Annotated in this window: 13 protein-coding genes; 2 read left to right on the plus strand and 11 right to left on the minus strand. The window is 72.2% G+C overall.

What is annotated here, in order from left to right; all coding sequences use genetic code 11:
* Positions 1-47 precede the first annotated feature (47 nt).
* From ASG30_RS05015 to ASG30_RS05065, 11 genes are all read right to left on the minus strand, one after another.
* Positions 48-2,003, minus strand: coding sequence for a chorismate-binding protein (locus tag ASG30_RS05015; RefSeq protein WP_082521908.1), 1,956 nt, complete (start codon positions 2,001-2,003; stop codon positions 48-50).
* The gene (locus tag ASG30_RS05020; protein ID WP_082521909.1) at positions 2,000-3,007 is read right to left on the minus strand and encodes a Bug family tripartite tricarboxylate transporter substrate binding protein; all 1,008 of its coding nucleotides are present in this window, start codon (positions 3,005-3,007) and stop codon (positions 2,000-2,002) included. The genes ASG30_RS05015 and ASG30_RS05020 overlap by 4 nt, the downstream gene beginning before the upstream one ends.
* Positions 3,004-3,384 carry a chorismate mutase gene (locus ASG30_RS05025; RefSeq protein WP_082521910.1) on the minus strand — a complete coding sequence of 127 codons (381 nt, stop codon included), beginning with the start codon at positions 3,382-3,384 and terminating at the stop codon, positions 3,004-3,006. Before ASG30_RS05025 ends, ASG30_RS05020 begins: the two co-directional genes overlap by 4 nt.
* A gap of 69 nt (positions 3,385-3,453) precedes the next feature.
* Positions 3,454-5,043 carry an MFS transporter gene (locus tag ASG30_RS05030; RefSeq protein WP_055893548.1) on the minus strand — a complete coding sequence of 530 codons (1,590 nt, stop codon included), beginning with the start codon at positions 5,041-5,043 and terminating at the stop codon, positions 3,454-3,456.
* Between the two features lie 19 nt (positions 5,044-5,062).
* On the minus strand, positions 5,063-6,283 hold the full coding sequence (locus ASG30_RS05035) for an MFS transporter (protein ID WP_055893550.1): 1,221 nt from the start codon (positions 6,281-6,283) through the stop codon (positions 5,063-5,065).
* A 49-nt stretch (positions 6,284-6,332) separates the two neighbouring features.
* The gene (locus tag ASG30_RS05040) at positions 6,333-10,715 is read right to left on the minus strand and encodes an ATP-binding protein (RefSeq protein WP_082521911.1); all 4,383 of its coding nucleotides are present in this window, start codon (positions 10,713-10,715) and stop codon (positions 6,333-6,335) included.
* A 135-nt stretch (positions 10,716-10,850) separates the two neighbouring features.
* Positions 10,851-11,216 (minus strand): hypothetical protein, encoded by a 366-nt coding sequence (locus tag ASG30_RS05045; protein ID WP_055893557.1) that lies wholly within the window; start codon positions 11,214-11,216, stop codon positions 10,851-10,853.
* Positions 11,217-11,300: 84 nt separating this feature from the next.
* The gene (locus ASG30_RS05050) at positions 11,301-13,580 is read right to left on the minus strand and encodes a hybrid sensor histidine kinase/response regulator (RefSeq protein WP_055893560.1); all 2,280 of its coding nucleotides are present in this window, start codon (positions 13,578-13,580) and stop codon (positions 11,301-11,303) included.
* A 19-nt stretch (positions 13,581-13,599) separates the two neighbouring features.
* Complete coding sequence (locus ASG30_RS05055) at positions 13,600-14,046, minus strand: GNAT family N-acetyltransferase (protein ID WP_055893768.1); 447 nt, start codon at positions 14,044-14,046, stop codon at positions 13,600-13,602.
* Between the two features lie 26 nt (positions 14,047-14,072).
* Positions 14,073-17,126, minus strand: a complete 3,054-nt coding sequence (locus ASG30_RS05060) for an FAD-binding and (Fe-S)-binding domain-containing protein (RefSeq protein ID WP_082521912.1) — start codon at positions 17,124-17,126, stop codon at positions 14,073-14,075.
* Positions 17,123-17,821 carry a GntR family transcriptional regulator gene (locus ASG30_RS05065; protein ID WP_055893562.1) on the minus strand — a complete coding sequence of 233 codons (699 nt, stop codon included), beginning with the start codon at positions 17,819-17,821 and terminating at the stop codon, positions 17,123-17,125. Before ASG30_RS05065 ends, ASG30_RS05060 begins: the two co-directional genes overlap by 4 nt.
* A 112-nt stretch (positions 17,822-17,933) precedes the next feature.
* Between ASG30_RS05065 and ASG30_RS05070 the strand changes: the two genes are divergently transcribed.
* Together ASG30_RS05070 and ASG30_RS05075 are read left to right on the plus strand one after the other, a co-directional pair.
* Complete coding sequence (locus tag ASG30_RS05070; protein WP_055893564.1) at positions 17,934-19,163, plus strand: pyridoxal-phosphate-dependent aminotransferase family protein; 1,230 nt, start codon at positions 17,934-17,936, stop codon at positions 19,161-19,163.
* A 123-nt stretch (positions 19,164-19,286) separates the two neighbouring features.
* Positions 19,287-20,258: a Bug family tripartite tricarboxylate transporter substrate binding protein gene (locus tag ASG30_RS05075; RefSeq protein WP_055893774.1), complete on the plus strand. Its 972-nt coding sequence runs from the start codon at positions 19,287-19,289 to the stop codon at positions 20,256-20,258.
* Positions 20,259-20,261: the final 3 nt, after the last annotated feature.

Below are 20,261 nucleotides of genomic sequence, written 5' to 3' on the forward strand. Positions count from 1 at the left end.
GCCGGGCCCGCGCCCGGCTTTTCAGCCGGGCCGGGTGCCCGGCTTTTTCATGGGCGCGGCAGGGCGGCCAACTGCTCGATGACGGAACGCAGCAGCTGCCGCGCGGCCTCGTCGCAGAGCAGGGAGTCGGGGCGGTACAGCAGGCACGCCAGACGATCCCGGGTGAGCACCACCGGTCGGCCGTCGGCATCGGTGGCGAGCACCTGCCAGTCCGGCGGCGGCTGCACCAGCTCCAGCGTGGCGTAGCGGCCGGCGCCGAAAGTCTCGCCGGTGTCGGTGCGGGTGCAGCGCAGGGCGCGGCCGTGTTCGCCGGCGACCGGCCGGATCTGCGCGCCGGCCTGCGCGAGCAGGCGGTAGGCCGCGTCACCGATGGCGACGAGGGCCGGACCTTCCGGTGTGGGGGCCGTCCCGGCGAGCAGGTGGACCGCATCGACGTCGCCCTCGGTGTCGATGCCGAGCGACGCCAGCGTGTCGGCAAGCGCGGCCTCGAAGGGATCGCCTTGCGCCAGCAGGCGTACCGCCAACGGGGCGAGCGGGCCGGAGGCGACGCGGGTCGTACCGGGCGCATCCTCCAGGCCGAACGCGCGCCAGAGCGAACGCGTCTTCAGCCGCGACTCCGCTTCCTCCCGGCCGGGCGACGAGTCGGCCAGCAGGTCGCCGCCGGTGCGCACCTCGGCGACGTCGCCGTGCACGGCGGCGGCGCGCAGCAGCGTGCCCACCAGCGCATCGCCGTCCGCCGACACCTGGACCACCAGGCCGCCGTACCAGCCGCGCGGGCTGGCCTCCAGGTCGGCGATGGCGCGCAGGGCTTCGGCGCGCGGCGCGCCGGTGAGCATCACGGGCGCCGCGGTCGCGACGATCGCGTCCCAGGCGTCGCAGCCCTGGCGCAACTTGCCGCCCAGGCGATCGACGGCATGCACCACCGTCGCCAGCGACATCGGCCGGCGCCGGTCGAGCAGGCGCAGGCTGCCCGGTTCGCACAGCGGCGCCAGGTCGTTGCGCAGAGCGTCGCTGCACACGGCCAGCGCCGCGGCATCGACCTCTTCGTTGAACAGCTCGCGCAGCGACTCGGCCTCGCCCTGGGCACCGGGGCGGCGGGCCACCGTGCCGCAGACGGGGAGCGATTGCACCTCGCCGCCGCGCACCACCAGCTGCAGGTCGGGCGAAGCGCCCAGCAGGCGCAGGCCGCTGCCGTCGTTGAGGAAGAAACTCGCCGGCGCGGGGTTGGCCGCACGGAGCCGCGCGAAGGCCTTTGACGGCGGCATCGCCACGCGGCGGCGGTAGCTCTGGCTGAGGGTGAGCGAAACCAGCGGGCGCTCGCGCAGGACCGTGAGGGCGCGGCCTACCATCTCGGCGTAGCCGCCGGGGGCGAAGTCGTCGCCGGGTGCGGGAACGCCGGGCGAAGTGGGGGTTGCGTCCACCGGTTCGCTGGCCGCTTCGACGCCCGGGAGGCTAAGTTGCACGAAGGACCATCGCCCGTCGGCATCGCGCCGCAGCAGGCGCTCGGGGAAGTAGAAGACGCCGAGTTCTGGATTGCCGCCTCCGCGGGGATGACGGGAAGGGGGGCCGTCACCACCGGCATGAATGCCGTCACCCCCGCGGAGGCGGGGGTCCAGTGCTTCCGTCTTCCTGGCCAGCCGATGCGCCTCGAACCGCAACGCCCCCAGCAACAGGACATCCGGCGAAGGCTGGAAGCAGCGCAGCAACCCCCGCAACTGCGCGACCGGTGAAACGCCAGCGCCGCGTCGCAATCCCGAACGCCAGCCCTGCAGCGCCTGCGACCCGAACAAGGCCGCCCCGAACCCCGTCAGCGCCCGGACCTCCACCCCGTCCTCGAACACCCCGATCCGCAGCGCCGGCCGCGCGACCAGCGTGGCCTGCAGCGGGTGCAGCCCCGCGATGCCGGCGTCGACGCCGAAGTACAGGCCTTCGCAAGCATCGAGCGCGGCGAGCGCCCGTTCGGCCTCTTCCGGCGAACAGGCGCCGCGCTCGATGCGCATCATTCCATCTTGATGCCGGTGCGCTTGATGACAGGCGTCATCGTGCGCAGTTCCTGCTGCATGAAGCGCGCAAGGTCCTGGGGCGATCCGCCGATGGGCTCCATGTACTGCGCGTGCATCTTCTCCTTGGTCTCGGGCATGGCGAGCACCGCGTTGATCTCCTGGTTCATGCGCCGCACGATGTCGTCGGGCGTGCTGGCCGGCGCCATGATGGCCATCCAGGCCAGGTTCTCGATCTCGGGCAGGCCGGCTTCCTTCATGGTCGGGATGTCGGGCGTCAGCGCGCTGCGCTTGGCGGTGGAGACGGCCAGCGTGCGCAGCTTGCCGGCCTTGACCTGGGGCAGCACGGCGACGGCCGGCACGCAGGCGAACTGCACGTCGCCCTGCAGGATGGCCAGGACCGCCAGCGGCGACGACGCGTAGGGGATGTGCACCGCGTAGGTGTCGGTCTTGACCTTGAGCAGCTCGATGCCCAGGTGCGACAGGCTGCCCACGCCGGTGGAGGAGAAGTTGAACTTGCCCGGGTTCTGCTTCATGGCACCGACCAGGCCGCGCAGGTCGTTGATGCCCGAGTCGCTGCGCACCGTGCAGACGTTGGCCTGGCCGCCGGCCAGCACCACCGGCTTGAGCTCGGTGAACGGGTTGTACGGCAGGTTCTTGTAGAGCACCGTGTTGTAGACCAGCGGACCGTTGGTGCTGATCACGTAGGTGTAGCCGTCGCCGGGCGACTTGGCCACGGCGCCGGTGCCGTTGTTGCCCCCGGCGCCGGGGCGGTTCTCCACCACCACCGGCTGGCCCAGGCGCGGCGAGAGGCGCTCGGCGACGATGCGCGCCGCGACGTCGGGCGAGGAGCCCGGGCCGTAGGGCACGACGATGCGCACCGGCTTGTTCGGCCAGCCCGAGCTGGATGCAGCGGCCTGCTGGGCGCCCGCGTTGAGCGAGAAACTGGCCAGGCCGGCGGCGGCCAGGGCGGTGGTGAAGAGGCGGCGGGACAAGAGCGTTTTCATGGTTCGATCGGTTCGGTCTGCTGGAACAAGTCGCCTTCGGCGGCCACGAAGCCGGCCACGAGCGTGCGGTAGGTCGATTCCACGATGGCCGGCAGGCCCGGGAACGAGGCTTCGTGCTCAGCCGCCAATCCTCGCACACGTTCGAACACCTGGGCCTGGCGGGCAGGGGCCTGCACCTGGAAGGCGTCGCGCTTGAAGCGGGTGGCATCGCGCACGCACTGCGCGCGCTGCGCGAGCAGCGCGACGATCTGCTCGTCGAGCGAATCGATGCGCTGGCGCAGGTCGGCCAGGGTCGGGGCCACGGGCTGGTAGGCCGGGTCCTTGAAGCGGCGCACCGGCGGCGTGGTGGTGGAAGGTTCGCTGGAGGAAGAGGGCATCCGTCGCTCGAGGCAAAACCACGAGCGTACCGCGATGCCCGCGAAGCAGACGAAAGGATGAACCCGGGGTCAGGCGCGCGGCGCGCCCTGGCCGCGGCCGACCCACAGCGCCGCGACGCCCGCGCTGGCCACCGCCAGCACCACGCTCAGCACCATGATCCAGCGGTAGCCGGCGACGAAGGCGGAATGCACGGCGTCGCGCACCACGGCCGCGGCCGGGCCGCCGGCGTTCGCGGGCACCTCGATGCCGGCCAGCCGCGCGCGCTGCTCCCACACCGCGTCCAGCACCGGCGCCGGCAGGGCGCCCGAGCGCAGGCGGCCCAGCAGCGCGGGTTCGAACACCAGCGCCATCACCCAGCCGAACACCGCGATCGCCAGCAGGCCGGCCACGCGCGACATCGCGTTGTTGACGCCCGAGGCGGTGCCGGCGTCCGCCGGGCCGACGGCGTTCATCACCGCCGTGGTCAGGGGTGCGATGGCGATCGCCATGCCCAGGCCCAGCACCGCGATGCCGGGCAGGAAGTGCAGCCAGTAGCTCGCGCCGGTGCCGGGCAGCAGCAGCAGCGCGAAGCCGGCGCCCGCGATGAGCGGCCCGACGATCAGCGGCTTGCGCGCGCCGTGCCGGTCGACCAGCCCGCCGGCCCAGCGCGAGAGCAGGAACAGGATGGCCACGAAGGGCAGGAGCGCCGCACCCGCCGCCGTGGCCGACAGGCCCTGCACCTGGATCAGGTTGAGCGGCACGTAGAACAGCCCGCCGCCCAGCGCCGCGTACAGCAGCAGGGTGAGCAGGTTGGCGCCGGCGAAGTCCGCCTGCCGCAGCAGGCGCAGCGGCAGCATGGGGTTGGGGTGCCGCTGCTCCGCGAACACGAAGGCCACCAGCGCCGCGAGGCCCAGCACCATCGCCGCCAGCACCTCGGGCGCGGCCCAGCCGCGCGTGGGCGCCTCGATGAAGGCGAACACCACGCCGCCCAGGCCCAGCGTAGCGAGCAGGGCGCCGCGCAGGTCCAGCCGGCCGGCCGCGCCCTGCGCGCGGCGGCTCTCGGGCACGCGCGTCCAGGCGATGGCCAGCACCAGCGCCACCAGCGGCAGGTTGACCGCGAAGGCCCAGGCCCAGGAGAAGCGGTCGACCAGCCAGCCGCCCAGCAGCGGGCCGACGGCGGACGTCACGCCGCTGAACGCGGCCCAGGTGCCGAAGGCGCGGCCGCGTTCCTGCTCGGGGAAGGTGGCGCTGATCAGGGCCAGGCTGCCGGGCACCAGCAGCGCGCCGCCCAAGCCCTGCACCGCGCGCGCCACGATCAGCTGCTGCACCGTCTGCGACAGGGCGCAGGCCAGCGAAGCGACGCCGAACAGGGCCACGCCCAGCGCGAAGACGCGGCGGCGGCCGTAGCGGTCGCCCAGTGCGCCGCCCACCAGCAGCAGCGCCGCCAGGAAGAGCGCGTACGACTCCACCACCCACTGCGCCTGGTAGACCGAGGCGTCGAGCGAGCGCTGGATCGCCGGCAGCGCCACGTTGACCACGGTGCCGTCGACGAAGGCCAGGCTGGAGCCCAGCACCGAGGCCGCCAGCACCCAGCGCTTGCAGCTCTCGTCCGCGCCCGGCGCCGCCTCGCCGTGCCGCATCGCGCCTTCTTCGCAGGGCAGCCGGGCGGTCTGGGTCATGGCAGGGGGCCGGAAAGGGCTACGCCGGCTTCTTGGCCAGCAGGAAGAGCGCCGACCCCGACCCGGCCACCAGGGCCAGCAGGGTGAAGCCCAGGCGGTAGTCGCCGGTGAGGTCCTTCAGGCCGCCGGCCACCAGCGGCCCGGCCACCTGGCCGGCCGCGATGATGAAGGCCGACAGCCCCAGGATCATGCCGATCGCCTGCAGGCCGAAATAGTCGGCGCGCATCGCCTGCATGAAGGGCCCGCGCAGGCCCCAGGCGAAGCCGTGCAGCACGGCGAAGGCGACCAGCAGCGCCGGGTGCGTGGCGAAGGTGAGCAGCAAGAGGCCGACCATGTGGGCCAGCATGCACCCGGCCGCGACGTAGCGCTTCTCCCAGCGGTCGCCCACGGCGGCGCCCGACAGCACGCCCAGCACCTGGAACACCGTCATCAGCGTGATCACCAGCGAGGCCTGCGCGACCGAGTAGCCCAGGCCTTCCTTCAGGTGCGAGATCGCGTGCACGTTCACCGCCGTCACCACCAGCAGCGCGAAGCCGTGGCCCAGGCCCAGCAGCCAGAAGGCGCGGGTGCGCAGCGCCTCGGCCGCGGTGAACTGGCGCTCGGGTTCGGCGGCCCCAGGGCCCTGGGCGGGATCGGGCGCGTCGGGCGGCAGGCCGTCCTCGGTCTCGCCGATCTCCGCGGGCGAGCGCCGCAGCATGCGCGCCAGCGGCAGGCCGATCACGATCGCCGCGATGCCGGAAGCCATCGCGGTCGTGCGCCAGCCCCACACCTGCATCATCCAGGCCAGCAGCGGGACGGCCACGCCGCCCAGGGCCAGGCCCAGGCTCATGATGGACAGCGCACGCGCGCGCTTGCGGCGGAACCAGTGCACCAGCGTCACCGTCAGCGGGAAGTACCCCGCCAGGCTGGAGCCCAGCGCCAGCAGGAAGATGGCGGAGTAGAAGCCGGTGAGGGTGTCGATCTGGCTGAGGACCATGAAGCCCAGGCCGAACAGCACAAGGCCCACCTGCACGGACGACCGCGCGCCGAAGCGGTCGATCACCCAGCCCAGCAGCGGCCCGAGCAGGGCGCCTTCCAGCGACTGGATCGCCGCGCCGGCGGACAACGCCGTCTTGCTCCAGCCGAACTCGTCGGACAGGACCGCCACGTAGGCGCCGAAGGCCTGCATCAGCAGGCCGCCGTGCAGGAACTGGATGATGCAGGCCGCGGCGACCAGCCGCCAGCCGTAGAAGATCTTCAAGGGGGGAGGGGACGAAGCAGAGCGGCAAGTCTAGCCGCCCGCTCGCTCCTCAGGCCGCCGCCTGCGTGGACACCCGCGCCAGCAGCGCCTCCAGCGCCTCCAGCTCGGCCGGCTTGACCAGGTGCTCGTCGAAGCCCGCCTCGCGCGTGCGCTGGCGGTCCTCGGCCTGGCCCCAGCCGGTTAGCGCGACGACGTACATGCGCGAGCGCTGCGGGTGGTCGGCCAGGCGGCGCACCACCTGGTAGCCGTCCATGCCCGGCATGCCCAGGTCCAGCAGCACCAGCGCGGGCGCTTCGGCGTCGATGGCCGCCAGCGCGTCGTGGCCGCCGTACACGACCCGGGTGCGCGCGCCCATCATCTCCAGCATGTAGCCCAGGCTGTCGGCGGCGTCGCGGTTGTCGTCCACCACCAGCACCGACGGCCCCTGCGGCGCGGCCATGCGCAGGCCCGCGCCCGGCCCCGGTCCCTGCGGCGGGGGCTGCGAGCCCTGCGCCAGCGGCAGGCGCACCTCGAACGTGCTGCCCCGGCCCAGGCCGTCGCTGCGCGCGCGAACGCGGCCGCCGTGCAGCTCGACCAGGCTGCGCACGATCGACAGGCCGATGCCCAGCCCGCCCTGCGCGCGCGAGGCCGAACGGTCCACCTGCACGAAGGGCTGGAACACTTCCTCCAGCATGTCGGCCGTCAGGCCCATGCCGTTGTCCTGGACCTGCACGACGGCGTCGTTGCCCTCGTGCCAGGCGCTCAGCGCGATGTGGCCGCCGGGCTCGGTGTACTTGGCCGAGTTGTTGAGCAGGTTGGCGAACACCTGCCCCAGGCGCATGGCGTCGCCGTCCACGTAGAGGCCGGCGGTGCCGTCCACGTCCACGTGCAGCGAATGGCGCGCCGCCTCCACCACCGGCCGGCTCGATTCGGCCGCGGCGCTCAGCGTCTCGTGCAGCGACAGCCGCGCGCGCTGCAGCACCACCTTGCCGGACGTGATGCGCGAGACCTCCAGCAGGTCGTCGACCAGCCGCACCAGCTGGTCGATCTGGCGGCGCATCATGGCCTGCACGCGGGTGCCGCCGTCGGGCCCGCCGCCCAGCGCCAGCAGCTGCACGCCGTTGCGCAGCGGCGCCAGCGGGTTGCGCAGCTCGTGCGCCAGGGTGGCGATGAACTGGTCCTTGCGCCGCTCCACCTGCTGCAGTGCCGCGTGCGCCTGGGCCAGCGCCTCGGCGTCCTCGCGCTGGCGGCGCTGCACCTGGGCCCGCTCGAAGGCTTCCCAGCAGCGCAGCGCCGCGGCCTGCACCAGCTGCACCTCGGACTCGATCCAGTGGCGCGGCCGGCGCTGGTGGACGCCGAGCGCCGCCACGATGCGGTCGCCGCGCAGGATGCCCACCGAGATGAGCGACTGCGTGGCGGCGTAGCGGTAGTGCGAGCGGCCGGGCGCGATGCGGTCGTCGGACTCGGCGTCGTGCACCACGAGCGGCCGGCCCGCGCGGTACAGCCGCTCGTGCTCGGGGCCCAGGTCGCTCAGTCGGAAGCGGCCCGGCAGGGTCGGCATGCTGTCGCGCCGGAACTCGCCGCAGATGTCGGTCGTGTCCTCGTCCTCGCCGATCAGCGCCCAGACGCAGCGGTCCGCCTCCAGGTGGCCGGCCAGGGCCCGCACCGCCTCGTCGAGCACCTGCTCGGGGTCCTCGATGCGCTGCATCAGGTTGGCGAACTCCGACAGGAAGCGCTGCTGCGACTCGCTGTCGCGGATGCTGCGCTCCATCAGCCGGGTCTGAAGCACGTCGTGGAAGTAGAACGCCAGGCCGCCCGAGGCCACCGGGTAGATGTTGACCTCGAACCAGCCCGAGAGCGCGTTGTACGGTCCCTCGGCGGTGACCGAGATGCGCTCGCGCATGGCGCGCCGGAAGGGTTCCTGGAACACCGAGCTGGCCACCTCGGGGAACACCTCCCACAGGTCGCGGCCCAGCAGCTGCTCGCGCGAGCGGCCGTAGATGGCCTCGGCGGCGCGGTTGACGTAGGTGAAGCGCCAGTCGGCGTCCACCGCGATGAAGCCCTCGGTGATGCTCTCCAGCACGTCCTGGACCTCGGAGCGCAGCTCCTGCTCGCGCCGCATCGCCTCGCGCCGCACCTGCGCCAGCCGCATGGTGCCGGCCACGCGGGCCAGCAGCTCGCGGGCGGGGAAGGGCTTGACCAGGAAGTCGTCGGCGCCGCCTTCCAGCGCGCGCACCCGGGCGTCCTCGGCGGCGTTGGCCGACACCATGATCACCGGCAGCGTGGCCGTGGCCGCTGTCTCGCGCAGGCGGCGCAGCAGCTGGAAGCCGTCCATGCGGGCCATCATCACGTCGGTGACCACCAGGTCCGGCATCCGTTCGCCGATGCGCTGCAGCGCCTGCCAGCCATCGGAAGCGATGCACACCTCGTGCTCGCGGCCGAGCAGGCGCGCCAGGTAGGAGCGCATGTCGGGGTTGTCGTCCACCAGCAGCACCAGGCCGCGCGCGCCGGCGGGGCGCGGCGCGGGGAGGGCGGGCGGCTCCGGCAGGCCGGCGCCGGCCAGGGCCATCGCCGCGTTCTCGTCGGGCGAATCCGCCTCCAGCCAGCCGTCGACCTCGTCCAGCCATCCGGCCGGCGCGGCCGGGCCTTCGGCCGGCTCGTGCACCACGTGGCTGGCCGGCAGGTGCTCGAACCCGTGGCGAAGCTGCACCGAGAACACGCTGCCTTCGCCCAGCCGGCTGTCCACGTGCACGGTGGCGCCGTGCATGCGCACGAGTTCGGCCACCAGCGCCAGGCCGATGCCGGTGCCCTCGATGCTGCGGCCCGGCGCGCCGTCCACCCGGTAGAAGCGCTCGAACACGTGGTCGATCGCGTCCGGCGGGATGCCCACGCCGGTGTCGGACACTTCCAGCCGCGCGCCGGCCGGGGTGGACCGCAGCCGCACGCTGATGCGGCCGGCCAGCGTGTACTTGACTGCGTTGGACACCAGGTTGAAGACGATGCGCTCCCACATCCCCCGGTCCACGTACACCGGCGCGTCCAGCGGCTCGCAGCGGATGGCCAGCTCCAGCCCGGCCTTGCGCGCGGCCGAGTCGAAGAAGGCGGCCAGCTCGGCCGTGTAGGCCGACAGGTCCATCGGCTGGAAGCAGGCCTGCATGCGGCCGGCCTCGATGCGCGAGAAGTCCAGCAGCGTGTTGACCAGCCGCTGCAGCCGCCGCCCGTTGCGCTGGGCCAGCGTGAGGGCGTGGCGCGCCTGCTCGTCCAGGACGGGGTCCTGGAGCACTTCGCCCACCGGGCCGAGCATCAGCGCCAGCGGGGTGCGCAGCTCGTGGCTGACGTTGGAGAAGAAAGCCGTCTTGGCGCGGTCGAGCTCGGCCAGCGCGCGCGCCCGCTGCCGCTCTTCCTCGAAAGTTCGCGCGTCGGCGATGGCGCTGGCCACCCGCTGCGCGACCAGCGCCAGCCAGTCGCGGTACTCGGCGTCCAGCGGCCGGCGCGGATTGAGGCCGGCGACCATGAAGCCGCCCGGGCCGCCCGGCGTGGGCGAGGGCAGGGCCATGACCAGCGCGTCCTGCACCGGCTCGGGCCAGGGCCCGGCCGGCACGTGGCTGCGCAGCTCGATGCCGTTGACGAGCTGGGGGTCGCGGGTGGCCGCCGCGGCCTGCAGCGGCCAGTCGGCGCCGGAGTCCAGCAGCGAGACCTCGGGCACGGCCAGCTGCGGATCGCCGACCCCGGCGCACGCCGCCAGGCGGGCGGAGTGGGGCGTGTCCTGCAGGTAGAACAGCACGAAGGGCAGGTCGTGGGCATTGCCCGCCAGCGCGTGGGCGGCGCTGGTGCAGGCGTCCTGCGCGTCGCGCGACTCGAGCACGGCCGCGGACAGCTCGCCCAGGGTCTTGAGCCGGCGCTCGCCCAGCACGCGGCCGGTCTCCTCGGTGCAGGTGCAGAACACGCCGCCGACTTCGCCCTGGTCGTTGAAGCAGGGGCTGTACGAGAAGGTGAAGTAGGTTTCCTCGACGTAGCCGCGGCGCTCCATGTTGAGCAGGACGCGGTCGTTCCAGGTCGACGCGCCGTGCTGCATCACCGCCTCGGCCTGCGGGCCGATGACGTCCCACAGCTCGGCCCAGGTCTCGCGCGCGCCGCGGCCCAGGGCCCAGGGGTGGCGCGGGCCGAGCACGTCGACGTAGGCGTCGTTGTAGAGGGCCACCAGCTGCGGACCCCACCAGAGGAACATCGGGTAGCGCGAGCCCAGCAGCAGGCGCACGGTGCTCTTGAGGCTGAGCGGCCAGTCCTCGGCCGGGCCCAGCGGCGTGGAGGTCCAGTCGTGCTCGGACACCATGGCGGCCATGTCGCTGCCGGCCAGCGCTTCGGCCTTGGCGGTGGGTCCGGCCAGCAGCGCACCGCTGGACGGCACGCGAACCGCGCCACGGGCTTGGGGCAGTCGGAGGGGTTCGCTCATGGCAAAGGAAGGGGATGGCACGGTCGGTGCGGTCGTGTTCGCGGGGCGGGCAGGCGCGTCTTTTTGGCCTGATCCCGGCCGCTTGTCAAATGCCGAGCTTGCGCGCCGGGGCGGCGTGGATGAGCTGAAGGTGTTTCAGTTCAGGCCCGGCTTGCGCGGCGGCAGGGCGCCGGCGGCGCCGATCGCGAACCAGGCATTGGCGATGTCGGTGCTGCACTGGATCGAGTGCTGCCAGCCGGCCATCAGCAGCGCGGCGTGCACGGTCATGAGCTCGGCCGGGTTGGTGGCCAGGCGCAGCTGGTGCACGGCCTCCTGCTGCAGCTCATCCGTGTGCCGGACGACCGATTGCTGGAGTTCGCCGGTGGCCTTGACCACGGCCGAGGTGGCGCGCGAGAAGGCTTCCTGCTGCAGGCGCACCGGCTCGGCGGCGACCGCCGCGGCGGCGGTTCCTTCCTTGCCGGGATTCCGGTGGGAGCGGGGGGTCGCTGTGGGTCGGCTCATGCTCTCTCTCCTTCGGCACAGGGCTGCGAAGTCTAGGCGGGGCCGAGCCCGGCAATGACGTATCGGTGTGCAACGGAGGAGCGCTCAGCGCCCGGCCAGTCTGTCCAGCAGGGCCAGCAGGGCGTCGACGTCCACCGGCTTGGTCATGTGGGCGTCGAAACCGTTGTCGCGGGCCCGCTGGACGTCGCTTTCCTGGCCGTAGCCGGTCAGCGCGACGAGGCGTATGCGCGGTCCCCGCGGCCCCCCGCGGATGGCGCGCGCCAGCTGGTAGCCGTCCATGCCCGGCAGGCCGATGTCGAGCAGGGCCACGTCGGCCTCGAAGGCCTCGAGCCGGCGCAGTGCCTCATCGGGCGCGTACGCCACCGCGACCTCGAAGCCGCAGGCCTCCAGCAGGGCGCCGCCGGAATCGGCCGCATCGAGGTTGTCGTCCACCACCAGGATGCGAACGCCGCCGGTCGCGGACATCGGGGCGGCCACGGGTTCGACCGGGCTCGTCGCCGCCGGTGCCGGCGCCGGCACGCAGGGCAGGCGCACCGTGAACCGGCTGCCCCGGCCGCGGCCGTCGCTGTCCACGTGGACCGACCCCGAGTGCATCTCCACCAGGCTGCGCACGATCGCCAGGCCCAGCCCCAGTCCGGCGCTGGGCCGGTGCAGGTCCTGCGGTGCCTGGTAGAACAGGTCGAACACGCGGCTGAGTTCCTCGTCGTCCAGGCCGATGCCGTCGTCCGCCACCTCGACCGCCACGTCGCCGCCGTCCAGCCGCGCCGAGACGGCGAGCCGTCCGCTGTCCTGCGTGAACTTGATCGCGTTGCCCAGCAGGTTGCCCAGCACCTGCGCCAGCCGCACCGCGTCGGCCTGCACCCAGGCCTGGGCGACGTCGTCCGGCAGGTCCACCTGCAGCGTGCGGCCGCCCAGGGAGCCGCGCACGGTCTCGACCACCTGCTCGATCCAGGGGCCGACGCGCATGGGTTCGCGGCGGATGAGCAGCTTGCCGCCCGTGATGCGCGAGACGTCCAGCAGGTCGTCGACCAGCCGCGTCATGTGGCCCAGCTGGCGCTCGACGATGCGCCGCTCGGCCCGCGTGGACCCGTCGCCCTTGAGCGCCATCAGCTGCAGCGCACTGGAGATCGGCGCCAGCGGGTTGCGCAGCTCGTGGCCCAGCACGGCCAGGAACTCGTCCTTGCTGCGCGCCGCGGCTTCGGCCTGGCTCAGCGCCGCCGTGGCCTGGGCCAGCAGGCGCTCGCGCTCGGCCTCGGCCGCCAGCCGGTCGCGCCCGGCGGCCTCGCGCTCGCGCGACGCCTGCACCAGGGCCCGGGCGACTTCGTCCAGTTCCTCGATGTCCAGGTGCAGCGGCGGCAGCGCCTCGCCGCGGCCGAGCGCGGCGGCCGCCGACTTGAGCTGCCCGATCGGCTGCCCGAGGCGCCGCGCCAGCACCCAGGCCAGCCACGCCGACACCCCCAGCGAGGCCAGCAGGCCCAGCGCCGCAAGCGCCGTCGAGGCCAGGACCGTCCGGTTGGCCTCGGCCACCGGGATGCCGACCGCCACGGTCCAGCCCAGCCCGGCGACCCGATGGAAGGCGGAGTGCACGGGCGTGCCCTCCAGCGTGACGGTGCGACCCATGCCCTCGTCGCCGCCACGCTCGATCAGGGCGCCCAACGTCGGCGAGGCGCGGCGTTCCGAATGCTCGACGGTGCGCGCGATGCGCACGCCCGACGGATCGAAGATGGCCACCACGTGGCCGGGCGGCAGGTTCTGCTCGCGCACGAGTTCCAGCACCGCGTCGCTGCCGAGCACGGCGCTGGCCACGTACCGCACCTCGCCGTTGCGCACGATGGGGTAGCGCACCGCGAAAGCGGGGGAGCGCCGCATCGGTCCGACGAACAGGGAGCCGACCACCGGCGCGCGGGACTGGATGGCCTGCTCCAGGCTCGCGGTGTCCACCGGCGCGGGCAGCCCCGGGGTGCTGGTGCTGATCAGCAGGCGCCCGCGCGCGTCGGCCAGCGTGAGGTTGCGCCAGCCGCGGGTCTCGACCAGCTGGCGGGCGCGCTCCTCGAAGCGGACCAGCCGCCCGTCCACCAGCGACTCCGAAGTGGCCAGGGCTTCCAGCGCGCCCATGGCGCCATCGATCTCGGCCCGCAGCGCCACGCTGATGGCGCGCGCCGTGTGCAGGGCGGTGCGCTGCACCTCGCGCTCGAGCTCGCGCATCGCGTACAGGAGCGAGGCGGTGGCGGCCAGCAGCACGGGCAGGAGCACGGCCAGCGCCAGCAGCAGCAGGCGGCGCTGCAGAGGCCGGCGGGTCGGACCCGCCGGCGCGCCCTGGCCCCGGGGCGGCTCGCGCGGGATCGCGGGGGCGAGGGCGTCCAAGGAAGCTCCGTCCACGCCGCTAGTCGCGCCGGATCACGTAGCGCACGAAGTCGTCGGCTTCGGTGAAGCGGTCGTACAGCGCGCGGGCCGTGGCGTTGTCGCGCCGGGTCATCCAGTACAGGCGAGCCCAGCCTTCTGCGCGCATCGAATTGCGAAGCCACTCGATCAGGGCGGTGCCCAGACCGTGGCCGCGTGCGGCGGGAGCGACGAACAGGTCTTCCAGGTAGCACACGGGCTGCGTCTCCCATGTGTTTTCGTGCACCACGCAATGTGCGAAGCCATAGACCTGGCGATCGACTTCGGCCACCAGGCACATCACCGCCGAATCGGGGTCGAGGATGCGTTTCCAGGTGCGCTGGGTGACCTCTTCGGGCAGGGTCGTCTCGTAGAACTCGCAGTAGCTCGTCCAGAGCTTGCGCCAGGCAGATTCGTCGCTGGGCAGCGCGGAACGGATGTGGGCGGGCATGGCGGCCATTGTGCCGCCGCCTCCGCTCAAGCGAGCTGCCGCGCCAGCAATGCCACCGCGTGCACCGCCTCGCGGCCGGCGCCGTCGTGGATCTGGTGGCGGCAGCTGGTGCCGTCGGCCACCACGATCGCGTCGGCCGAGGCGCGCACGGCCGGCAGCAGGCTCAGTTCCGCCATGCGCATCGACACCTCGTAGTGCCCGGCCTCGTAGCCGAAGGCGCCCGCCATGCCGCAGCAGCTGCTCTCGATCAACTCCGGCTTCGCGCCGGGAATGAGCTTGAGCAACCGCAGCACCGGCGACACCGCATCGAAGGCCTTCTGGTGGCAGTGGCCGTGCACCAGCAGCGGCCGGTCCACCGGCTTGAGGCGCCCGCGCAAGGTGTCCAGGCGTCCCGCATCGAGTTCGCGCGCGAGGAATTCCTCCAGCAGGAAGGCGTTCGCGGCGATGCGTTGCGCCGGCTCGCCCAGGCCCAGCGACAGGTGCTCGTCGCGCAGCGTGAGCAGGCACGAGGGCTCCAGGCCGACGATGGCGATGCCGCGTTCGGCGAAGGGCGAGAGCGCCTGCACCACCTCGCGGGCCTTGCGGCGCGCCTCGTCCACCTGGCCGGTCGCCAGGTAGGTGCGGCCGCAGCACAGGTGGCCATCGCCGCCGTCCTTGGCGGCCAGGTGCACGGTGTAGCCGGCGGCCTGCAGCACCTTGAGCGCGGCCTGCGCGTTCTCCGACTCGAAGAAGCCGTTGAAGGTGTCGACGAACAGCACGACCGGGCGCGCCGCCGCCAGCACCTCGTCGCGCGTCGCGGTGCCGTGCGCGCCGCGGAAGAAGTGGTCGCCGCGCCATTCGGGCAGGCTGCGGCGCGCCGAGAAACCGAACAGCTTTTCACCGAGTTGGGCGAGCAGGGGAACGCGGTTGCGCAGGTTCAGGAGCGGCGCGAAGCGGGCGGCATGGCGCGCGTAATCGGGCAGCTTCGCCACCAGCCGGTCCTTCCAGCGCCAGCCGTGCTTCTGGTGCCAGTGGTGCAGGAACTCCACCTTCATCTTGGCCATGTCCACGCCGGTGGGGCAGTCGCGTTTGCAGCCCTTGCAGCTGACGCACAGGTCCAGCGCGTCGCGCACTTCGGTGCTCGCCAGGCCTTCGGGGCCGAGCTGGCCGGACAGCGCCAGCCGCAGCGTGTTGGCGCGCCCGCGCGTGAGGTGCTTCTCGTCGCGCGTGGCCCGGTAGCTGGGGCACATGGTGCCGGCGTCGAACTTGCGGCAGTGCCCATTGTTGTTGCACATCTCCACGGCCTTGGCGAAGCCGCCGGCCGGGTCGCCGCCGGTGCCGGGCGCGGTGGTGCGCTCGGTGGCCGGGTCGTTCTGCACGTCCCATGCGCGCCAGTCGAGGACGGGCTGCAGCGGGATGACGCGGTAGCCGGGCGGGAAGCGCATCAGGCGCGTGTCGTCCATGCGCGGCGCGTCGACGATGCGGCGCGGGCAGAGCAGCTGCTGCGGATCGAACAGCTGCTTGATGCGGCCGAAGGCCTCGGTGATGCGGGGGCCGAACTGCCACTGGATCCACTCGCCGCGGCACAGGCCGTCGCCGTGCTCGCCGCTGTAGGCGCCGCGGTACTGGCGCACCAGGGCGGCGGCTTCCTCCGCGATGGCCCGCATCCTGGGCGCGCCTTCGCGCCGCATGTCCAGGATGGGCCGCACGTGCAGCGTGCCGACCGAGGCGTGGGCGTACCAGGTGCCGCGCGAGCCGTGCCGGCGGAACACCTGGGTGAGCGCGTCGGTGTACTCGGCCAGGTGCTCCAGCGGCACCGCGCAGTCCTCGATGAAGCTGACCGGCTTGCCGTCGCCCTTGAGGCTCATCATGATGTTGAGGCCGGCCTTGCGCACCTCCCACAGGTTCTTCTGCGCGGCGTCGTCCTCCAGGCGGACCACCGAGCCGGGCAGGCCCAGGTCGCCCATCAGCTCCACCAGGCGGTCCAGGTGCCGCACCAACGCGGACTTGTCCTCGCCCGAGAACTCCACCAGCAGCACCGCGTCGGGCTGGCCGATCACGGCGGTGCGCACCACCGGCGCGAAGGCCGGGTTCTGCAGCGACAGCTCGATCATGGTGCGGTCCACCAGTTCGACCGCGGTCAGCGTGCCTTCGCCCAGGCGCACGATGTGCTGCGCACTGTCCATCGCCTTGTAGAAGGTCGGGAAGTTCACCACGCCCAGCACCTTGGCGCGCGGCAGCGGCGACAGCTGCAGCTTCAGGCTGCGCGTGACGGCCAGCGTGCCTTCGCTGCCCACCAGCAGGTGGGCCAGGTTCACCGAGCCGTCGGCCGTGTACGGCCTGGGGTTCTGGTTGCGAAAGACGTCCAGGTTGTAGCCGGCGACGCGGCGCAGCACCTTGGGCCACATCGCGTCGATCTCGGGCGCCAGGTCGGTGGCCATGGCGCGCACCTGCTCGCCGATGTCGCGCACGCGGCCGGTGGCCGCATCGAAGCGGCCGAAGCTCAGCAGCTCGCCGTCGGCCGTCCAGGCGTCCATGCCCAGCACGTTGTGGACCATGTTGCCCCAGGCGATGCTGCGGCTGCCGCAGGAGTTGTTGCCGGCCATGCCGCCCAGCGTGGCCTGCGCGCTGGTGGACACGTCCACCGGGTACCACAGGCCGTGCTTCTTCAGCGACGCGTTCAGGTGGTCCAGCACCAGGCCGGGCTCCACCACCGCGGTGCGGTTGGCGGCGTCCACCTCCAGCACGTTGCGCACGTGCTTGGAGCAGTCGATGACGAGGCCGGCGCCCACGGTCTGGCCGCACTGGCTGGTGCCCCCGCCGCGCGGGACGACGGGCACCTTCAGGTCGCGGCAGATGTCGATGGCCAGGCGGATGTCCTCGGCCGAGCGCGGCACGAAGACGCCGACCGGCATCTCCTGGTAGATCGAGGCGTCGGTGGCGTAGCGGCCGCAGTCGCCGGGGGCGAACAGGACTTCGCCGTGCGTTTCGTGCGCCAGGCGTTCGGCCAGCTTGCCGGCCACTTCGTTGGTGGCGCCGGCGACGCGGTCGTAGGCACCCGCGGCCTCGCGGGCGACGGTGATGGGGAGGGGGGCGTTCATCGGCGGGCCTTGCTGGGGGTTTTCGCGGTGACGTCTTCTCGCAGCAGTTCGAGCACGGCGTCGCGCTTGTGGGTCAGGTGCGCGAGCAGCACGTCGCGCATGGCGGCGGGGTCGCGCTCGGAGAGGGCTTCGATCATCTTCTCGTGTTCGCCGACGGCGTGCTTCCACTTGGCGCCGTCCTGGTTGGAGCGGAACCGCAAGGCCTGCAGCCGGGCGTTGACCTGGTTGTAGGTGGTGGTGAGCACCGGGTTCTTGGCCGCGGCGTTGATGGCGCGGTGGATGCGCGAGTTCAGGCTGTAGTAGGCCGAGAGGTCGCGCCGGGTGTAGGCGGCCATCATCTCGAAGTGCAGGGCGCGGATCTCGGCCAGCTCCTCGTCGGTGACGCGCCTGGCGGCCAGTTCGCCCGACAGCGCCTCCAGCCCCGCCATCACCTCGAAGGTGTTGGCCACGTCGTGCTCGGTCAGCGCCAGTGCGATGGCGCCCCGGTTGGGCACCAGCTCCACCAGCCCCTCGGCGGCCAGCATCTTGATGGCCTCGCGCAGCGGCGTGCGCGAGACGTTCAGCGCCGCGCACAGCTCGCGTTCATTGAGCTTGGCGCCGGGCGGGATGCGGTTTTCCACCAGCATCTGGCGCAGGCGCTGCGCGACCTGCTCGTGCAGCGCGGCGCGCGGGATGGTGATCACTTCGGCGGCCATGAGCGAAATTGTATGCAAAAAACCGAAGGCAAACGATGAGCTGTCGTGGGAAACCCGGTTGACACCCGCATTTTGTATGCAAAAATGCGGCGCAACTTCCGAGCGACACCGAATGCTGACCCTCGACTTCCACCCCACCGGCCGCCACTTCCTGCAGATCCCCGGGCCCTCGCCGGTGCCCGACCGCATCCTGCGGGCGATGAGCCTGCCCACCATCGACCACCGCGGGCCCGAGTTCGCGCTGCTGGGCAAGCGCGTGCTGTCCGGCATGCAGCAGATCTTCCTGACCAAGCACCCGGTGGTGATCTACCCGGCGTCCGGCACCGGCGCCTGGGAAGCCGCGCTCGCCAACACCCTGTCGCCCGGCGACTCGGTGCTGATGTACGAGACCGGCCACTTCGCGGCGCTGTGGAACAAGATGGCCACGCGCCTGGACCTGAAGACCGAGTTCCTGGGCCTGCCCGGCGCGGAAGGCTGGCGCCGCGGCGTGCAGGCCGACCTGATCGAGAAGCGCCTGCGCGCCGACACGCAGCACCAGATCAAGGCCGTGTGCGTGGTGCACAACGAGACCTCCACCGGCGTCACCAGCGACATCCGGGCGGTGCGCAAGGCCATCGATTCGGCCAGGCATCCCGCGCTGCTGATGGTCGACAGCATCTCCGGCCTGGCCTCGGCCGAGTACCGGCACGACGACTGGGGCGTGGACGTCTGCATCAGCGGATCGCAAAAAGGCCTGATGCTGCCCCCGGGCATCAGCTTCAACGCGCTCTCGCCCAAGGCGCTGGAGGTCAGCAAGACCGCCAGGCTGCCCAAGTCGTTCTGGGCCTGGGACGAGATGGTGGACCTGAACCGCAGCGGCTACTTCCCCTACACGCCCAACACCAACCTGCTGTACGGCCTGGCCGAAGCCTGCGACATGCTGCTGGACCCGCAGCACGGCGGGCTGGAGGCGGTGTTCGCGCGGCACCGCCGCTGGGGCGAGGGCGTGCGCGCCGCCGTCAAGGCCTGGGGCCTGGAGATCCAGTGCGCCGACCCGGCCGTGTACTCGCCCGTGCTCACCGGCGTGATGACGCCCGAGGGCGTGGATGCCGACGCGGTGCGCAAGCTGATCTACGAACGCTTCGACCTTTCGCTGGGCATGGGCCTGGGCAAGGTCAAGGGCCGCATGTTCCGCATCGGCCACCTGGGCGACTGCAACGACCTGACCCTGATGGCCGCCCTCTCGGGCTGCGAGATGGGCCTTAAGCTGTCCGGCGTGAAGCTCGCCGGCTCGGGCGTGCAGGCCGCGATGGACTTTTTTGCTTCGCACCCGTCGCCGGTCGCGCTGGCGCGCGCGGCTTAGGGTGCTTCGCAGGGGCTAGGGACTGGGGGCTAGGGGCTAGGGAAACAGCCGAATGGTCTCCCCCTAGTCCCCAGCCCCTAGCCTCTAGCCCCTTCTTCAATCAACTCAGGAGACAACATGAAGATCCAGCGTAGAACCTTCACCGCCGGCGTCGCCGCCACCCTGGCCGCGCCGCTCGTGCGCGCGCAGGGCAGCAACCTGCCCACCGGCCCGATCCGCATCATCGTCGGCTTCGCGCCCGGCGGCGGCACCGACATCCTGTCGCGCGTCATCGGCCAGAAGCTGGGCGAGATGTGGAAGACGCAGATCATCGTGGAGAACCGCGCGGGCGCCTCGGGCACCATCGCGGCGGACCTGGTGGCCAAGTCGCCCGGCGACGGCACGGTGCTGCACATGGCCCACATCAACAGCCACGCCATCGTGCCGGGGCTGCAGAAGCTCAACTACGACGCCGAGAAGGACTTCCAGCCGATCACGCTGGTGGGCGTCACGCCCAACCTGCTGATCTGCAACGAGCAGCAGCCGGCCAAGACCGTGAAGGACCTGGTCGAGCTGTGCAAGAAGAACCCCGGCAAGATCAGCTTCGGCTCGGCCGGCAACGGCTCGGCCCAGCACCTGGCGCTGGAGATGTTCATGCTGCAGGCCGGCGTCAAGGCGATCCACGTGCCCTACAAGGGCTCCGGCCCGATGCTCACCGACCTGATCGGCGGCCAGATCCAGTACAGCTTCGACACCATGACGGCCGCCACTCCGCACGTGAAGAGCGGCAAGGCGATCCCGCTCGCGCAGACCCGCCAGGCCCGCGTGAAGGGCTACCCCAACGTGCCCACCATGGCCGAGTCGGGCTTCCCCGGCTTCGAGGCCACCACCTGGTACGGCCTGGTCGGCCCCGGCCGGATGCCCGTGGCCATGGCCAAGCGCATGAACGAGGACGTCAACAAGGTCCTGCGCATGCCCGACGTGATGGAGAAGCTCGAAGCCTCCGGCGCCGAGGACGGCGGCGGCAGCACCGAGAAATTCGCCCAGTTCATGAAGACCGAGCAGGCCAAGTGGGCCAAGGTGATCAAGGACGCCGGGGTCAAGGCGGAGATCTGAAAC

It is taken from the genome of Ramlibacter sp. Leaf400, from assembly GCF_001424545.1.
GTDB lineage: Bacteria > Pseudomonadota > Gammaproteobacteria > Burkholderiales > Burkholderiaceae_C > Ramlibacter.

Bases quoted from the DNA above. Each gene is read 5' to 3' on its own strand.
- ASG30_RS05015 (WP_082521908.1), bottom strand. From the start codon at position 2,003: ATGATGCGCATCGAGCGCGGCGCCTGTTCGCCGGAAGAGGCCGAACGG.
- ASG30_RS05020 (WP_082521909.1), bottom strand. From the start codon at position 3,007: ATGAAAACGCTCTTGTCCCGCCGCCTCTTCACCACCGCCCTGGCCGCC.
- ASG30_RS05025 (WP_082521910.1), bottom strand. From the start codon at position 3,384: ATGCCCTCTTCCTCCAGCGAACCTTCCACCACCACGCCGCCGGTGCGC.
- ASG30_RS05030 (WP_055893548.1), bottom strand. From the start codon at position 5,043: ATGACCCAGACCGCCCGGCTGCCCTGCGAAGAAGGCGCGATGCGGCAC.
- ASG30_RS05040 (WP_082521911.1), bottom strand. From the start codon at position 10,715: ATGAGCGAACCCCTCCGACTGCCCCAAGCCCGTGGCGCGGTTCGCGTG.
- ASG30_RS05045 (WP_055893557.1), bottom strand. From the start codon at position 11,216: ATGAGCCGACCCACAGCGACCCCCCGCTCCCACCGGAATCCCGGCAAG.
- ASG30_RS05055 (WP_055893768.1), bottom strand. From the start codon at position 14,046: ATGCCCGCCCACATCCGTTCCGCGCTGCCCAGCGACGAATCTGCCTGG.
- ASG30_RS05060 (WP_082521912.1), bottom strand. From the start codon at position 17,126: ATGAACGCCCCCCTCCCCATCACCGTCGCCCGCGAGGCCGCGGGTGCC.
- ASG30_RS05065 (WP_055893562.1), bottom strand. From the start codon at position 17,821: ATGGCCGCCGAAGTGATCACCATCCCGCGCGCCGCGCTGCACGAGCAG.
- ASG30_RS05070 (WP_055893564.1), top strand. From the start codon at position 17,934: ATGCTGACCCTCGACTTCCACCCCACCGGCCGCCACTTCCTGCAGATC.